This is a genomic window from Streptosporangium sp. NBC_01639, assembly GCF_045209755.1.
In the GTDB taxonomy this organism is placed as follows: Bacteria; Actinomycetota; Actinomycetes; order Streptosporangiales; family Streptosporangiaceae; genus Streptosporangium.
On record NZ_CP109272.1, the window covers coordinates 2,584,674 to 2,601,587 of the forward strand.

General features: G+C 70.5%; 14 protein-coding genes. 2 read left to right on the forward strand and 12 right to left on the reverse strand.

The features are described 5' to 3' along the window. The first annotated feature begins 419 nt into the window (after window positions 1-419). Entirely contained in the window at window positions 420-3,110 is a 2,691-nt protein-coding gene (locus OHA77_RS11585; protein ID WP_406317988.1) for a PEP/pyruvate-binding domain-containing protein, read from the forward strand. Here OHA77_RS11585 and OHA77_RS11590 read toward each other — a convergent pair. Then, window positions 3,100-3,849: a YqjF family protein gene (locus tag OHA77_RS11590; RefSeq protein WP_406317990.1), complete on the reverse strand. Its 750-nt coding sequence runs from the start codon at window positions 3,847-3,849 to the stop codon at window positions 3,100-3,102. The genes OHA77_RS11585 and OHA77_RS11590 overlap by 11 nt on opposite strands. Before the next feature lie 91 nt (window positions 3,850-3,940). Here OHA77_RS11590 and OHA77_RS11595 point away from each other — a divergent pair, with 91 nt between their 5' ends. After that, window positions 3,941-4,882 (forward strand): carbohydrate kinase, encoded by a 942-nt coding sequence (locus OHA77_RS11595; protein ID WP_406317992.1) that lies wholly within the window; start codon window positions 3,941-3,943, stop codon window positions 4,880-4,882. A 148-nt stretch (window positions 4,883-5,030) separates the two neighbouring features. Here OHA77_RS11595 and OHA77_RS11600 read toward each other — a convergent pair whose 3' ends face one another. The 11 genes from OHA77_RS11600 to OHA77_RS11650 form a co-directional block, all read right to left on the reverse strand. Further along, complete coding sequence (locus OHA77_RS11600) at window positions 5,031-6,221, reverse strand: cation:proton antiporter (RefSeq protein ID WP_406317994.1); 1,191 nt, start codon at window positions 6,219-6,221, stop codon at window positions 5,031-5,033. Window positions 6,222-6,309: 88 nt separating this feature from the next. Next, window positions 6,310-6,618 carry a hypothetical protein gene (locus tag OHA77_RS11605; protein WP_406317995.1) on the reverse strand — a complete coding sequence of 103 codons (309 nt, stop codon included), beginning with the start codon at window positions 6,616-6,618 and terminating at the stop codon, window positions 6,310-6,312. Window positions 6,619-6,862: 244 nt separating this feature from the next. Beyond that, a complete protein-coding gene (locus tag OHA77_RS11610) occupies window positions 6,863-7,921 on the reverse strand; it encodes an N-acetylglucosamine kinase (protein WP_406317997.1) in 1,059 nt (352 codons plus the stop codon). Between the two features lie 4 nt (window positions 7,922-7,925). Then, window positions 7,926-8,813, reverse strand: coding sequence for an alpha/beta hydrolase (locus OHA77_RS11615; RefSeq protein WP_406317998.1), 888 nt, complete (start codon window positions 8,811-8,813; stop codon window positions 7,926-7,928). A gap of 155 nt (window positions 8,814-8,968) precedes the next feature. Further along, window positions 8,969-9,559 (reverse strand): DinB family protein, encoded by a 591-nt coding sequence (locus OHA77_RS11620; protein ID WP_406317999.1) that lies wholly within the window; start codon window positions 9,557-9,559, stop codon window positions 8,969-8,971. Between the two features lie 105 nt (window positions 9,560-9,664). Beyond that, on the reverse strand, window positions 9,665-11,059 hold the full coding sequence (locus OHA77_RS11625; protein ID WP_326827015.1) for an FAD-dependent oxidoreductase: 1,395 nt from the start codon (window positions 11,057-11,059) through the stop codon (window positions 9,665-9,667). A gap of 171 nt (window positions 11,060-11,230) precedes the next feature. Then, window positions 11,231-12,064, reverse strand: coding sequence for an ABC transporter permease (locus tag OHA77_RS11630; protein ID WP_406318000.1), 834 nt, complete (start codon window positions 12,062-12,064; stop codon window positions 11,231-11,233). Then, window positions 12,061-12,912 (reverse strand): ABC transporter permease, encoded by an 852-nt coding sequence (locus OHA77_RS11635; protein WP_406318001.1) that lies wholly within the window; start codon window positions 12,910-12,912, stop codon window positions 12,061-12,063. Before OHA77_RS11635 ends, OHA77_RS11630 begins: the two co-directional genes overlap by 4 nt. Window positions 12,913-12,918: 6 nt before the next feature. Continuing rightward, a complete protein-coding gene (locus tag OHA77_RS11640) occupies window positions 12,919-14,160 on the reverse strand; it encodes a PotD/PotF family extracellular solute-binding protein (protein WP_406318003.1) in 1,242 nt (413 codons plus the stop codon). Between the two features lie 8 nt (window positions 14,161-14,168). Beyond that, window positions 14,169-15,314, reverse strand: a complete 1,146-nt coding sequence (locus OHA77_RS11645; protein ID WP_406318005.1) for an ABC transporter ATP-binding protein — start codon at window positions 15,312-15,314, stop codon at window positions 14,169-14,171. Between the two features lie 25 nt (window positions 15,315-15,339). After that, a complete protein-coding gene (locus OHA77_RS11650; RefSeq protein WP_406318006.1) occupies window positions 15,340-16,797 on the reverse strand; it encodes a gamma-aminobutyraldehyde dehydrogenase in 1,458 nt (485 codons plus the stop codon). Window positions 16,798-16,914: the final 117 nt, after the last annotated feature.

Below are 16,914 nucleotides of genomic sequence, written 5' to 3' on the forward strand. Positions count from 1 at the left end.
GCCGCAGGGCCTGCCGGCTGCGCACTCTCATGACGGCGGCGGCGCCGACCTCTTCACGGTCGGCGCCGCCGTCGTGTTGTCCGCCCGGCGTCCCGTCGGACGACACCCGACACCCGGCCCTCGGCACCCGGCTTGCGGCGCCCCGGCTTCGGCCCCAGCCCCAGCCTTGGCTTCGGCCCCAGCCCTGGCTTCGGCTTCGGCTTCGGCTTCGGCTTCGAGGTAATTTCATCACTTGTTGACTTCTTTGCCGCCCCGGCCTAGCGTTGCAGGCGAGCCCGCTCCCTGCCTCCCCACGGACTCGAGAGCGGCGAGCCCTCCGTGATCCAGGTTGCGACGCTCGACGCCCTCGGCCGTCCGGACGCTCCGTGAGCTCACGATCCGGGCCGTCGCCTGCCCGGGGAAGCTTCAAGGAGACACTCATGCCCACTCCCCTGATCCTGAAATTTGCTGACATCGGGGCAGAGATGCTGCCTCTCGTCGGCGGCAAGGCCGTCAATCTCGGGGTGCTCACCACCGCCGGGTTCCCCGTCCCGCCGGGACTGTGCGTCACCACCGAGGCCTATCGCCGGGTCACCGAGCGGGCCGGCCTTGACGGTGTGCTCGACGCGCTGGCCGTCACCCGCGCCGACGACGTGCAGGCCCTGAACGAGCTGGCCGGCCGGGCCCGCGCCCTGGTTCTCTCCGCCCCCGTGCCCGACGACATCGCCGAGGCCGTACGGCGGAGCGCACACGGTCCCGTCGCGGTCCGATCCTCCGCCACCGCCGAGGACCTGCCGTACGCCAGCTTCGCCGGACAGCAGGACACCTACCTCAACGTGATCGGCGACGAGGCCGTCCTGGACGCGGTCCGGCGCTGCTGGGCCTCGCTCTGGACCGACCGGGCCGTGGCCTACCGGGCTGCCGGCCATATCGACCACCGGGCGGTGCGGCTGGCGGTGGTCATCCAGGAGATGGTCCAGTCCGAGGTCGCCGGGGTGCTGTTCACCGCCAATCCGGTCACCGGACGGCGGCGAGAGGCGGTCATCGACGCGAGCCCGGGGCTTGGCGAGGCGGTGGTCTCCGGTGCGGTCAACCCCGACCACTTCGTGGTGGACGTCGCCACCGGGCGGATCACCGAGCGGCGGCCGGGCGACAAGCGGCTGGCCGTACGGTCCCTGCCCGGTGGCGGCGTCGAGCGGGTCGAGACCGCCACGGAAGGTGTTTGCGTCACCGACGCGCAGGTCAGGGCGCTGGCCGAGCTGGGCGACCGGGTCGAGGAGCACTACGGCTCCCCGCAGGACACCGAATGGGCGATCGACGCGAAGGGCACGCTGTGGCTGACCCAGTCGCGTCCGATCACCACGCTGTATCCGATCCCCCGCCGCTCCGCGGCCGACCGGCCGCCGGGGGCGCGGATCTACTTCTGCCTGAGCCTGGCCCAGGGACTCTACGTACCGATCACCCCGATGGGCATGTCGGCCTTCCGGGTGCTGTCGTCGTCGGTCGCCGACCTGATGGGGAACCCGGTGGCCGACCGGTCGGCGGGGGCCCCGCAGTTCGCCGAGGCGGGTGGGCGGCCGTTCATCGACGCCACCGGGATCATCCGCAGCAGGGTGGGCCGGGTGATCTTCCCCCGGCTGCTGGACGTGATGGAGGCCCGGTCCGCCACGGTGCTGCGCGGCCTGGCCGGCGACCCCCGGTTCAGCGTGACGCAGCGCTCCGTCCGGCCCGCCCTGCGCCGGCTCGTCAGGAACGCGGCCCGCTTCCGCATCCCGTCGCGCGCCGTGGCCGCCCTGCTGGACCCCGCGTCCGCGCACCGGAGGGCGGATCGGCTCGGGGCACTCCTGCGGGTACGGCTGGCGCCTCCGACGGACGCCACCTCCCTGCAGCGGCTTGACCGCGTCGAACAGATCCTGGGCAGCCGGGCCGTCCCGTTGCTCCCCGAGATCCTCCCGGGCGCGGCGGCCGGGTTCGCCATGCTCGGCCTGGCCTACCGTCTGCTCGGCGACCGTGCCCGGCCCGGCGAGCTGCAGACCGTCCTGCGGGGGCTCCCGCACAACGTGACCACGGAGATGGACCTGGCTCTGTGGCACCTGGCCGAGCGGATCCGCGCGGACGGTGCCGCCGTGGCCCTGCTGCTCGGCACCCCCGCCGCCGAGCTCGCCGGGCGCTTCCACGCCGGGTCGCTGCCCGGCTCCGTCCAGAAGGGCCTGGCGGGATTCCTCGAGATGTACGGAGTGCGGGCGGTCGCCGAGATCGATCTCGGCGTCCCGCGCTGGTCGGAGGACCCGACGCACATCATCGGCGTCCTGGCCAACTACCTCCGGCTGGAGGACCCGGCCCTGGCCCCCGACGCCCTGTTCGCCAGGGGCGCCGCGGAGGCCATCGCCATGATCGGAACTCTGGGTGCCCGCGTGGGGGGTGTCCGGGGCCGGGTCGTCCGTTTCGCCCTCGGCCGGACCCGGGCCCTGGCCGGCCTGCGCGAACTGCCCAAGTTCACCATGATCACCGTGCTGGCCGCCATGCGCGCGGAGCTGCGGACCATCGGCGCCGACCTGACCGCCCGCGGCCTGCTTGACTCTCCCGGCGACGTCTTCTCCCTGACGTTGGTAGAGGTCCGCACCGCCCTCACGGCCGTCTCCGGGCAGGGCGGCGTCACCGCCGGTACGGCGTCGCCGTACCCCGGCACGCTGCGGGCACTCGTCTCCGCGCGGCGCGAGGAGTTCGCACGCGAAGCGCGCCGCCGGCATGTGCCGCGCGTCCTGCTGTCGGACGGCACCGAACCCGAGGCCGTCGCCACGGCGGTCCCGGTGGACGGCGCGCTCACCGGCACCCCCGCCTCCGCGGGGAACGTGACCGGCACGGCCAGGGTCGTGCTCGACCCCGTCGGCGCCCACCTGGAGCCGGGCGAGATCCTGGTCTGCCCCTCCACCGATCCGGGCTGGACCCCGCTGTTCCTGACCGCGGGCGGCCTGGTGATGGAGATGGGAGGCGCGAACTCCCACGGTGCCGTGGTCGCCCGCGAGTACGGTATCCCGGCCGTCGTGGGCGTCGCCCGGGCGAGCGAGCACATCGTCACCGGTCAGCGGATCACCGTGGACGGCACCTCGGGCACGGTGGTCACCGGCTGAGGGCGGGGCGCCCGAAGCGCACGGGGACACCCGGTGAGTACAGCACGCTCACCGGCTGCCCGGCCGGGGCGGGCAGCCCCGCCGCCGCCACGAGGTCCTCGTCGCACTCGATCAGGTCGGCCCGGTGCAGCGGCCAGCGCGGATGGGTGTTGGGCAAGTACATCGGCCGCCCGAAGAAGGTGTTGTGCATGCCCCAGCGGGCGGTCAGGAAGTGTTCGAGCTCGGTGGGATCCTCGATGCGCCCACCGGCCCGGATGACGATCCGGCTGTGCGCGCCACGCGGCCCCGGCCAGCGACGGGTTCCGGTGTAGGTGATGACATCGCCGTCGTGGCGGACGGCCATCCGCGACCACAGGTACGGGAGCCGGAAGGCGGCACGCGCGACCATCACCGGGATCAGGCGTGCGGCGTCGAGCGACCGGAAGGCCACGCCACGCCTCCCGTGGGCGTCGACCGTGTAGAGGCGGACGTTGGTCTCGGGGAAGGTGCCCAGATAGGGGATGCCGGGGAGGCGGAACCATCCGATGCGGTGCATCCGGAAGGCGACGAGACCGACGTAGGTCGATCCGTCGAGGGTGTCGGGGACGGTCCCGGCCGGCAGCAGGGGTGCCACGTCGGCCGGATCCGCGGCCCAGTGCAGGAACGCCATGTCGAGCCACGACTGGGTGAGCAGCGGATGCGGCGTGCGGCGGGTCGGGTCGGGTGTGACGGGCTCCGGGGTGAAGGATGTGAGCGGCACAGCGCCAGCATCGCAGAGTCCCTGGAGAGGACCCGTTCCCATCTGGCCAGAGCCGGATGCGTGTCGCCCGGCCCTTTCGAAAGGCAGGTTAATGGACTCCACCAAGGTCGCCGTGCTCGGCGAGTGCGTCGCCGACGCCTTCGCGACCGGGAGCGCGTCGCAGGGCGAGCTCATCCTGCGTGTCCTGCCCGGCGGCAGCCCCGCGAACACCGCCGTGGCCCTCTCCCGTCTCGGCACCCCCACCCGGTTCTTCGGGCGCATCTCCCGTGACTCCTTCGGCGGCCTGTTCCGCACCCATCTGGAGGCCTCCGGAGTCGACCTGACCGGCTGCGTCACCGCCGACGAGCCCAGCACGCTGGCGGTAGCCACCCTGGACGAGTCGGGGCAGGCCGGCTACTCCTTCCACGCTGAGGGCGCCGCCGACTGGGCGTGGAGCGAGGCGGAGCTGACCGCCGAACGGTTCGGCGACGTCTCCTGCCTGCACACCGGTTCCCTCGCCCTGGTCCGCGCCCCCGGCGCCGAGCACATCGAGAGGCTGCTGGGCCAGGTCGCCGGCTGGGCCACCGTGTCGATCGACCCCAACGTGCGCGCCGGCCTGATCGACCCGGCCGTCTACCGAGAGCGGATGCCCCGGTGGTGCGCACTGGCCGACGTCGTCAAGCTGAGCGACGACGACCTGCGGTGTATCCACCCCGGGGAGGCCCTCGACCGGGTCTGCGACACCTGGCACGCCGCGGGCGCCCGCCTGATCGTGGTGACCCGCGGCTCCCATGGGGTGACCGTCTCCCTGGACGGCGGGCGCGCGACGGTGCCCGCGCCCGCCACGGACGTGGTGGACACCGTCGGCGCCGGCGACTCCTTCACCGCCGGCCTCCTGCACCGGCTGCACACCTCCGGCCTGCTCGGTGGACGACTCGACGCCCTGAGCCTCGACCAGGCCCGGGACGCGGCGGCCTTCGCCGTCCGCGTCGCCGCGCTCACCTGCTCGGTGGCCGGCGCCAACCCGCCGTGGGCACGCGACCTGGACGGCTGACGTACCGCCGACGGAGCCGGATCCCGGCGGGGTCAGGCAGCCGTGAGCGGACGGCCCGGTCCTGGTGCGAGGAGACGTTGACGAGCGCCCTCGCGTGCCCGGGGTGAGAAGGCGGCGGGCCGCGCCCCCGCACCCCGGGTGGAACGGCTCAGGAGACGGGCCGCTCCTGGGGCTCCCTTCGCCTGGAGAGCAGCCTCATGATCGACTCCGAGCGGCTGGCGATCAGCGGGCCGAGCAGGGCCAGTACGAGCACGTATCCCGCGATGAACGGCGCGAGCCTGCCGTCCAGCCCCGCGGCCAGTGCCATGGTGGCCAGGACGAGGGCGAACTCGCCGCGGGAGAGCACGGTGAGTGCGATGTTGACCGCCTGCGCCCTGCCGAAGGAGTTGAGCTTCGCGGCCAGCGCTCCTGCCACGACGTTGAGCAGCACCGTGATCGCCACCGCGATCACGATGGGCCAGGCCACCGAGAGCATGTCACCCGGCTCGATGGACAGGCCGAACGCGAAGAAGAACAGCGCGGCGAAGGCGTCCCGGAGCGGGTGGACGAGCTGGCGGATGCGCGGCGCGGCTCTGGTCGAACTCAGGATGAGACCGACCATGAAGGCACCGATGGCGTCGGAGACGCCGAGCTCCTCCGCCACTCCCGCGGTGAAGATCGCCAGGCCGGTGAACATCACCACGAGCAGCTCGTCGTCCCTGGTCGTGACGAGCTTGTTGACCAGCCGCGTCCCCCATCGGGCCAGCGCGGTCAGCGCGATCAGGAAGACGAACGCCTTGCCGAAGGAGACCGCGGCGGCGGCGAAGGTGTCGGCGCCGCTGAGGACCGGCTGCAGCACGGCCAGGTAGAGCGCGAGGAAGACGTCCTCGACCACGATGATGCCGAGGATGAGGCGGCTCTCCGGGTTGCCCAGCCGCCCGAGGTCAACGAGCAGCTTGGTCACGATGGCCGAGGAGGAGATGCCGACCACTCCCGCCAGGACCAGCGCCTCCCTGCTCCCCCAGCCGAGGGCGAGCCCGAAGGCCAGGCCGCCTCCGACGTTGAGCAGGAGGTAGCCCACCCCGGCCAGCACCAGCCGGCTGCCTCCCTCGACGAGGTCGTCCAGGGAGAACTCCAGGCCGAGATAGAACAGCAGGAAGATCAGGCCGAGCGCGGCGATGACCTTCAGGTCCGCCGGGTTGTCGACCAGGGCGAGGCCGGGGGTGTGCGGACCGAAGAGGATGCCCGCGAGCATGAACAGCGGGATCGTCGGCAGCCCTATCCGCGTGCCGAGCCTGGCGATGATCCCTGCGGCGAGGAAGGACCCGCCGAGGGCGATGAGAGCGTCACCCAGTGCCACGGTATCCCCTTTCGGGGCAGAATCCGGGCATGGTGCACGTACGTTCGTGGAACATGGAAACCTCCGTCGAGCGATCCGGTGTCAGGTGTCAGAGATCGCCGGACGGAGGCGCGCGGGGTTCGGAGATGTCGTGTACGGCGGGCGTGAGGGGAGATGTCCGGGGACGGGCGGCGGTGACCCGGGTGCCCGGACCCGGCTGAGCCGGTCCGGCGCCCGGCGGGGGCAGCGCGTGGTCCACCTGTTGCTGGAGCACCAGGGGAAGCACCGCGCCGCCCGCCAGCGTGATCGCGAGTCCCGGCTCATGGTGGCGGCCGTCCGGCGCCTGGAGCGGCGCATGGACGACGGCGAAAAGGGCCAGCAGAAGTGCGGCGACCGCGCCGACCACCTTCCGCGACAAGCCCGACCCCCACCTTTGATTGATTTGTCTATTACTTTATCATCCGTTATCCGATGAGTCCGAGGCGCCGTGTGCGGCCGGTACCGGCTCGGTTCGAGGGCCGGTCCCGTGCCCACCCGCCGCAGGATCCGCCGCGCCGCCTCGTGGTCCTGTGCTCACCCCTCCTCAGGATCCGCCGCGCAGCCTCGCGGCCTCGCGCTCACCCCTCCCGCAGGATCCGCCATGCAGCCTCGCGGCCTCGCGCTCACTCCTCCCGCAGGATCCGCCGGTGCAGCCGCCGCGCCGCCTCGTGGTCCAGGCCGAACGCCTCCTTCGCCGCCAGCCAGGCCGCCGCCCCGGCCGCGTCCCCGGCCAGGACCGTCGGCGCGTCCAGTCCGCCCCGCACGGCCGCGCAGATCGGCCCCTGGCTGGTCAGCACGCTCCCGGCCAGTACGACGGGGGTGCTCTCCCCCTCCGCGCGCACCTCGGCCACCGTCGCGCAGAGCAGCCCGGCCGCCGTTGAAACGATCTTCAAAGCGTCGGGGTCGCCCTCCTCCGCGGCCCGGCTCACCAGCGGTGCCAGCCTGGCCAGCTCCAGCGGAGGTCGCCCCTGGAGTTGGACCACGATCCGGATGGCCTCCGCCCTGCCGTCCACGGGCGGCCATCCCGCTTCGGGGCCCTGCCCGGTGCTCGCGGGCGTCGTGGTGGGTCCGCCGCTCTCCGGAGGTGCCCCGGCCGCCTCTCCGCCGGTGTCCGGGAGCCGGTCGGCCCGTTCGTCGCGGACGTGTCCGGCGACCAGCCTGGTCAGCAGTCCGTCGCTCTCTCCACGGCCGAGGCTGTGCACGGCCGCGCGAGCCGCCTCCCGCCCCAGCCAGAAGCCCGAACCCTGGTCCCCGAGCAGCCAGCCCAGCCCGTCGGAGATCGCCGTCGGGCTTCCGTCCTCGATGCGGGCGGCGACGGCCCCGGTGCCCGCGATGAGCACGGTGCCGTGCGGCTCCGCCGTACCGGCGGCGAAGGCGATGCCGAGGTCGCCTGCCACGGCGGGGGCGCAGCGCAGCCCGGCCGAGGCCCACATCCGGTCGAAGACGGGCCGGTCGAGTGCCTTGACTCCGGCCATCCCGATGACGGCCCCGGCGACCTCGGCGGGATCCACCCCCCGCAGGGCCGGCTCCAGCGCCTGCCGGATGTTGGCGGCGGCCGTCTCGGTGCCGTGGGCCGCCGGATTGCCCCCGGCGGCCTTGCCGTGCCCGATCCGCCGCCCCGAGGCGTCGATGAGGAGGGCGCGCGAGGACGTGCCGCCGATGTCCAGTCCCAGAACGTACATCGGCTTAAAGGTGCTCGCCGAGGAACGCCACGGCGGCCTCGACGGCCTGGGTGACGTGGGGCTCGGTGTCGTAGAGGTCGATGTGCAGCCTGGCGTCCAGCCAGACGAGCCGTTTGGGGTCGTCCATCCGCTTGTACGCCTCCTCGGCGCCCTCCGGGGAGCAGAACCGGTCGACCACACCGTGCACGATCAGCGCGGGCTTGGGAGACAGGAAGTCGGCTCCGGTCATGTTGTCCAGCGTGATCAGCTCGCGGATGGAGGCCCTGGTGACCTGGTTGCGCCAGTGCGCCGAGGCGCCGCGCTCGGTGCCGTAGTAGGCGAACGGCTCGTCGCCCGGCATCGCGGCCTCGCCCTCGGCGGCCACCGCGGGCAGGTACGCGATCCCACCGCCCCGGTCCTGGCGTTCCAGCACCTCGGTGAAGGAGGCCAGCGCGTCCTGGTAGCCGCTGGGCGACATGCCGGCCCGCATGCCGTAGGGGTTGTTGTAGGCCCCGGCGATGCCGGCGAAGACCTTCACCCGGGGGTCGAACGCGGCGAACCTGAGCGCGTAGCCGGCGCCCAGGCAGATCCCGACCGCGCCGATCCTGGCGCCGTCGACCTCGGGCCGCGAGCGGAGCAGCGAGACCGCGGCCCGCAGGTCGTGCAGCTTGCCCTGGGCGTCCTCGTGCCCGCGCGGCGCCCCGCCCGACTCGCCCCAGTTGCGGTGGTCGAAGGCCAGCGTGGCGTATCCGGCCTCGGCCAGCCTGGCCGCGTACAGCCCGGTCACCTGGTCCCGGGTGCCGGTGAACGGCCCGGTGAGGACCAGCGCCGGGTGCGGGCCGGCCGAGGGCGGCAGCCTCAGGTCGCCGACGAGCCTGACCCCGTCGACGTCGAACTCAACTCTCTCCGTCACGCTCTCCAGTCTGTACGGCTCCCGCCCCGGAAGCGAACGAGAGGACGGCCGCACCGTCGTCAAGGCCGCCAACGGGAGGGTGACCATCCAGATCCGCGACTTCCGTGACGCTCCGGGGCTCCGGTTGCGCTGCCACCCCGGGCCGGACCGCGGGCTCAGCTCCGGCCGGCCTCCTGTGCCACGCGCTCCAGCCGGTCGCGGTACTCCCCCCACCACGCCTGGTCGACCGGCGGCATGTTCTCGTTGCCCGCACGCAGCCCGGCGGTCCCGTCGACGAGTTCCCGGACGATGTCGGCGTGCCCGGCGTGCCGGTTGGTCTCGGCGATCATGTGGATTAGGACCAGGTGCAGCGTCACCTCGCTCCGGTCCTCCGGCCACCACGGCACCCGGCCGATCGCGTCCGGCGCGAGCGCCTCGATCGTCGCGTCCGCGTGCGCCCACGCCCGGTGGTACAGCCCGATGATCTCTTCGCGCGACTCCTCGGCGGTCGCCCACATGTCCGCGTTGGGTTCGGCGCCGTCCTCGAACCAGGGCAGCGGCTCGGCGGACGGCCTCGCGAAGGTTTCCCCGAAGTATCCGAATTCGGTGCTGGCCACGTGTTTGACCAGCCCGAGGAGGTTGGTCCCGGTGGGCGTCAGGGGGCGGCGGATGTCGTACTCCGAGAGCCCGTCGAGCTTCCACACCAGAGATTCGCGGGCGGCCTTCAGGTAACGGTGAAGATCCGACTTCGGGTCTGATTTCGTCATGCCGGACATCCTGCCAGCCGGCGGCGACAGTCAGGGGTGCCGTGTGCCGCACGGGGTGCCCCCGGCCGAGATCGGGGGCACCCCGTGGACAACGCGGGAGGGTGCCTAGGAGTCGAACCCGAGGCCCATCCGGTCCAGGGTGCGCAGCCAGAGGTTGCGGCGGCCCTGGTGGAGGTCGGCCTGGGCGATCGACCAGCGGGTCATCTGGATTCCGGCCGAGCGGACCGGTTCGGGTGGGAAGGGGAGCGGCTTCTCCTTCACCATCCGCAGCTCGGTCCGCTCGGTCTGCTCGCCGGCCAGCAGGTCGAGCATGACGTTCGCCCCGAAGCGGGTGGCGCCGACGCCCATGCCGGTGTAGCCGGCGGCGTAGGCGAGGCGCCCGCCGTGCGACTGGCCGTAGAAGGCGCTGAACCGGCTGCAGGTGTCGATGACGCCGCCCCACCTGTGGGTGAAGCGCAGCCCGGAGAGCTGGGGGAAGGTGGCGGAGAAGTGCCCGGCCAGCTTGACGAAGGTCTCGTCGCGCTGCTCGTACTCCGGCTTGATCTTGCCGCCGTTGTAGTAGACCGCGTCGTAGCCGCCCCAGAGGATGCGGTTGTCGGCGGTCAGCCGGTAGTAGTGGAACTGGTTGGCCGAGTCGCCGACCCCCTGCCGGTTGTGCCAGCCGACGGAGGCCAGCTGCTCGGCCGAGAGCGGTTCGGTCATCAGCGCGTAGTCGTAGACCGGCACCAGGAAGTGCCTCAGCCGCCGCAGCAGCGGCTGGAACACGCCGGTGCCGAGGGCGACCTTGGCGGCCTTGACGGTGCCGTGCGGGGTGAGCAGCTCCATGTTCGCCTGGGTGTCCCTGACGTTCCTGACCGGCGTGCGCTCGTAGATGCGCACGCCCACCGAGAGGCAGGCCTGCCGGAGCCCCCAGGCGAGCCGGGCGGGGTCGACCATCGCGCAGCCGTCGCGCTCCCAGAAACCGCCGATGTAGGTGGGGGAGTTCACCTCCGCCCGGGTCTGGTCCGCGTCGAGGACGTCGAAGCGGATGCCCAGCTCGTGGGCGATCCGGACGCTCTCGTTCATCTCCTCAAGCTGCCAGGGCTCGGTGGCCACGTTCAGCTCACCGGTCCGTTCGTAGCCGCAGTCGATGTCGTACCGGGCGACGGTCTCGCCGATCTCGTCGAGGTTTTCGGCCCCCAGGCGTTCGAGGGTGGAGATCTCCTCGGGCCAGCGCTCCAGCCCGTTGGCGATCCCGTGGGTGAGCGTCGCCATCGCGAAGCCGCCGTTGCGGCCGGACGCCGCCCAGCCGATCCGGCGGCCCTCCAGCAGGACCACGTCGAGCGACGGGTCGCGTTCCTTGGCCATCAGGGCGGCCCACAGCCCTGAGAAGCCGCCGCCGACCACCGCCAGATCGGCGGTCGTGTCTCCGGGGAGCCGCGGCAGCGGCTCGGGTTTCGCCGGACTGTCGAGCCAGTACGGCTTGCGCTCCGCATCAGCAAGAGCCTTCAGCGGATCCACAAATCTCACTTCCCTACGGTGAGTCAGAGTTTTTTGTGTGTATCGCGTGGTCACGGAGACCACGCGCGGGTTCCCCCCGCCTGAGTCCGATCTCGCCTCCCTGTTCTCTGCCGAGGATCCGAGTACACCGAAGCCCCGTGCCACCGGTGGCGGCACGGGGCTTGACGGCAGCTAGGTGCGGCGGCGGGAGATCACCGTGTTGAACACGGCGATCGCGACGCCTATCGCGAATATAAGCGTTCCGATGATGTTGACCTGAGGCGGCACCCCGATACGGGTGGCGCCCCAGATCCACAGCGGGAACGTCTGGAGGGCTCCGCTGGTGAACTGGGTGATCACGAAGTCGTCGATGGAGAGCGCGAACGCCAGCAGCGCGCCCGCGACGACGCCGGGCAGGATCATCGGGAACGTCACCCGCCAGAACGTCACCCAGGTGGACGCGCCCAGGTCCCGGGCCGCCTCCTCGATCGACGGGTCCAGTCCGATCACCCGGGCCCGCACGGTGATGGCCACGAACGACAGGGAGAACAGCACGTGCGCGACGACCACGGTCACGAAACCGGTCTGCACCCCGCCACTGATGAACAGCGACAGCAGCGAGGCTCCCATGACGAGTTCCGGAGAGGCGATCGCGGCGAACATCACCAGATTGGTCGCGCCCTGCCCGCGGAACCGGTAGCGCCCCAGGGCCAGGCCCATCAGGGTGCCGAGCACCGTCGTGATCACCGTGGAGAGCACGGCGATCTGGAGTGAGTTCTGCACCGCGAGGGTCAACTCGGGATAGTCCCCCAGCCGGCCCCACCATTTGAAGGTGAAGCCCTGCCAGGTCACATTGGACTTGCTCCGGGTGTCGTTGAAGCCGAACACGATCATCACCGCGATCGGCAGGAACAGCCAGGCGAGGATGAGCCAGACGTAGACCTTGAGCACCCGGTCGCCGAGCCGCGACCTGCCGCGCTCCCGCGTCGCGGGGGCCGTCGTCTTCTGGGGGGTCATCGTGCTCATCGGGCCGCCGCCTCCAGCACGTTCTCGGTGCCGAGCGCCTTGGCGTAGGCGAAGATGCCGACCAGCATCGCCGCCATCAGCGTGAACGACAGCGCGGCGGCGGTCGGATAGTCGTTGTTGACGAGATACTTGGTCTGGATGATGTTGCCGATCATCGTGTTCTCCGGGCCGCCGAGGATGCCGGCGTTGACGTAGTCCGCCGTCATCGGCACGAACGTCATCAGCACTCCGGCGAAGACGCCCGGCAGCGAGAGCGGGAGCACGACCTTGGTGAACGCCTGGCGCCTGGCCGCGTACAGGTCCTGGGCTGCCTCGACCACCCGGGGGTCCACCCGCTCCAGCGCCACGTAGATCGGCAGGATCATGAACGGCAGGTAGTTGTAGACCAGGCCGCCGATCACCGCCACCGTCGTCTGCAGCACATGGAAGTCGTCGGGCACCAGGCCCGTCGCCTTCAGCGGCCCCAGGATCATGCCGTCGTCGGCGAGCAGGAACTTCCACGACACCGTGCGCAGGACGAACGACACGAAGAACGGCAGCAGCACCAGCAGCAGGTAGGTGGACTTGCGGGTGCCGCCCTTGAAGGCGATCCAGTAGGCCATCGGGTAGGCGAGCGCGACGGAGACGACCGTCGCGACCAGACCATAACCGGCCGAGCGCAGGAACTGCGTCTGGTAGAGCGCCAGGGCGTCGCCGTACACCGAGAAGTTGAACGTCTGGACGAACCCGTTCACCATGTCGCCCTCTTGGGTGGAGACCGAGGCCATGAAGACCATCGGCACCACCAGGAAGATCGCCAGCCAGAGGCCGCCCGGCAGGATGAGCAGGTAGGGGGCGAGACGCTTCATGGCCCGCTAGCCCTGGGTGATCGGCTGGAAGATGGATTCGAAGACCTTCTCCTCGGCCGTGGTCAGGGTCTTGTACGACCGCAGCTTGGCCATGTCGGCGTCGGAGGGGAAGATCAGCGGGCTCTTGGCGATCTGCTCCAGCGACGCCCTGTCCTCGCCCTTGGCCTTCGCGGCGTCGGCGAGGACCAGGTCCTTGGTGGCGGGCACCGGGGTGATGTAGTTGATGTACTCGACCAGCATCGTGGCGATCTTGGGCTGGTAGACGTAGTCCATCAGCGTCAGGGCGTCCACCGGGTTCTGCGCGGTCTTGGGGATGCACATGTTGTCGGTCCAGATCGTGCCGCCCTCCGCGGGCACCACGAACCTGAGGTCCTTGCCCTCGGCGACCTGCTGGAAGATGTCACCGGACCAGGCCATGGTGATCCACACGTCGCCCCGGACGAGCGCGTCGACGTAGTCGTTCTCGTAGTACTTGCGCACGAGCCCCGCGTCACGCTGCTGCCGGAGCTTGTCCCCCGCCTTGCGCCAGTCGGCCTCGGTGGACTTGTCGGGGTCGATGCCCAGGGAGAACAGGCCGAAGTTCGCGACCTCCTGGGTGTCGAGCATCATGCCGACCTTGCCCTTGTACTTGGGGTTCCAGAGGTCCTGGATGCTCGTGACCTCGTCCACGTACTTGGGGTTGTAGGCGATGCCGGTCAGCCCGACCGTCCACGGGACGGTGTGCACGTTGTTCGGGTCCCAGGTCGGGTTCTTCACCTTCGGGGCGGCGTTGGCGGCGAAGTTCGGCAGCTGGGAGTGGTCCAGCGGGACCAGGTAGCCCAGCGCGATGGCCTTGCTCAGCTGGAGGCCGTTGGTCAGGACCATCAGGTCGAAGCCGATGTCGTTGTTGGCGGCGAGCAGCGGCTGGATCTTGCCGAAGAAGCTGCCGTTGTCCTGGATGGCCTCCTGATAGGCCACCTGGATGCCGGTGTCGGCGGTGAACATCTCCAGGGACGGGTATTTCTTGCCGTCCTTGTCGATGTAGAGCGGCCAGTTGGCGAAGCGCAGGGTGCCGTTCTTCTTCTTGGCGGACCAGTAGTCGGCGACGGCGTCCGCCTTGGGCGCGGCGACCTTCTTGCCCTGGACACCGCAGGCGGCCAGGGCAAGGCCGGCCGCGGACAGACCCGCCAGGCGGAAGGCGTCACGGCGGGTGACCGAACGGCTCTGCGTCATACCCCGCAGGAAGGCCGGATCGTGGGAGGGGTGCATGGCGGTACTCAACTTCCGATCGCGTACGAGTGGTGCGGCTGCCACGACAACCAGACGGCGTCGCCACGCTCCGCCGTACTCGTGCTGTCGAGCGCGTTCTGCTGGAACACGGTGACCTCGGCGCCGTCGGCCAGGCTGACCGCGTAGCTGTTGTAGAGGCCCAGGTAGACCACCTCGGAGACGACACCGGGCACGACGCTGACCTCGCCTGTCGGCTCCTCCGCGGAGATCGTGATCTTTTCGGGGCGTACGGTGACCGCGATCGGCTCGGCGACCCGGAAGCCGTCCCCCGCGACCAGGACACGGCCCCGTTCCCCCAGCTTGAGCACGGCGGAGCCGGAGACGATCCGGTCCACGGTGCCGTTGAGCAGGTTGGAGGTGCCGATGAAGCCCGCCACGAAGGCGGTGGCGGGGCTTTCGTAGATCTCCCGGGGCGAGGCGAGCTGCTCGACCCGGCCGTCGTTCATGACGGCGATGCGGTCGCTCATGGTGAGCGCCTCGTTCTGGTCATGCGTGACGTAGACGAAGGTGATGCCGACCTCGCGCTGGATGCGCTTGAGCTCGATCTGCATGGCCTGGCGGAGCTTGAGGTCGAGGGCGCCGAGCGGCTCGTCCAGCAGAAGCGCGCGGGGCTTGTTGACCAGGGCTCGGGCCAGGGCCACCCGCTGCTGCTGGCCGCCGGACAGCTCCCGGGGACGGCGCTTCTCGCGGCCGGTGAGGTCCACGATCTCCAGCATCTCGCCGACCCGGCGTCTGATCTCCGCGTCGGCGATCTTCTTGCGCCTGAGGCCGAACGCGACGTTCTCCCAGACGTTCATGTGGGGGAACAGCGCGTACGACTGGAAGACCATGTTCACGTCGCGCTTGTTGGGCGGAACGTCGGTCACGTCCTTGCCGTGCAGCCACACCGTGCCGCGCGACGGATCCTCGAACCCCGCGATCATGCGCATCGTGGTGGTCTTGCCGCAGCCGGAGGGGCCGAGGAGGGAGAAGAACTCCCCCTCGGTGATCGTCAGGGTGATTCCCCTGACCGCCTGGACGACTTCTCCGTGAGCGAGGTATTCCTTGACGACTCCGCCGAGTTCGATGGCGGGCACGGTGGGCGAGTCGGAGCCGGCGTCAGCCGCCTCCAGACCCGCCTGAATTTCAGTCATGCCAGGCTTATCCCTCTGTTCGCGGCTATTCGCCGATGTAATGCATGACGTGCTTAACGCGAAGGTAGTCATGCAGTCCGAAAACGGACAAATCTTTACCGTAACCGGAGTGCTTGAAGCCACCGTGCGGCATCTCCGAGACGAATGGGATGTGAGTGTTCACCCATACCACCCCGAAATCGAGACGCTTCGACATCCGCATGGCCCTGCCGTGGTCGGAGGTCCACACCGAACTCGACAGGCCGTACCTGACGCCGTTGGCCTTGGCCACCGCGTCGGCCTCGTCGGAGAAGGTCTGGACGGTGATGACGGGCCCGAAGACCTCGTTCTGCACCATCTCGTCGTCCTGCTGGAGGCCGTCCACGATGGTGGGGGCGAAGAAGTAGCCCTTCTCACCCACCTGGTGCCCGCCGGTCAGGACCTTGGCGTGGCCGGGCACCCGGTCGAAGAAGGCGGCGACGCGGGCGAACTGGGCGGCGTTGTTGAGCGGGCCGTACAGGGCGTCCTCGTTGGACAGGTCGCCGGTCACGGTGCCCGCGGCCGCCTCGGTGAGCGCGGCGACGAACTCGTCGTGGACGTCCTGGTGGACCAGTACGCGGCAGGCGGCGGTGCAGTCCTGGCCGGCGTTGTAGAGGCCCGCCGTGGCGATGGCCTCGGCGGCCGCCCTGAGGTCCTTGACGTCGTCGAAGACGACGACGGGGGCCTTGCCGCCGAGCTCCAGGTGGACCCGCTTGAGGTCCTCGGCCGCGGACCTGGCCACGGCCATGCCCGCCCCGACCGAACCGGTGATCGCGACCATCTGCGCGGTCGGGTGACTCACCACCAGGGCGCCGGTCTCGCGGTCGCCGACGACGACGTTGAAGACGCCCTTCGGCAGGATCCCACCGATGATCTCGGCCAGCTTGACCGTGGAGACCGGGGTGGTGTCGGAGGGCTTGAGCACGATGGTGTTGCCCGCGGCCAGCGCGGGGGCGATCTTCCAGACCGCCATCATCAGGGGGTAGTTCCAGGGCGTGACCTGGCCCACGACGCCGATCGGCTCGTGCCGGACGACCGAGGTGTGGTCGGCGAGGAACTCGGCCGACGTCGGGCCCTCCAGCGTGCGCGCGGCGCCCGCGAAGAACCGGAAGTGGTCGGCGGCGATCGGGGTCTCGTCCTCGGCCATCCGGGCCCGGGGCTTGCCGGTGTTGCGGCACTCGGCCTCGTTCAGTTCCTCGGCCCGCGCGTCGATGGCGTCGGCCACCTTGAGCAGCAGGTTGGCGCGCTCGCCGGGCGTGAGCCCGCTCCACTGCTCGAATGCCGCGGCAGCGGCGGCGTAGGCGGCGTCCACGTCCTGCTGCCCGGAGATCGGCGCCTGAAAATAGGCCTCTCCGGTGCAGGGGTCGATGACGTCGGAGAAGCGGCCGCTTCTGCCGTCCACGTATTCGCCGTTGACATAGTTCCGCAGACGGGTGGACTCGATGTTCTCAACCGGGGTGGTCAACGTTGACCTCCTTGCGCAGTGGGGCCGAGTTGTCGCGACTCTTACAGAGTAGGTGCCTCGCGACAAGGGATTTCGTTGTGAAGATACCAAATTGCTACGAATTCGCTTGACAGAGGC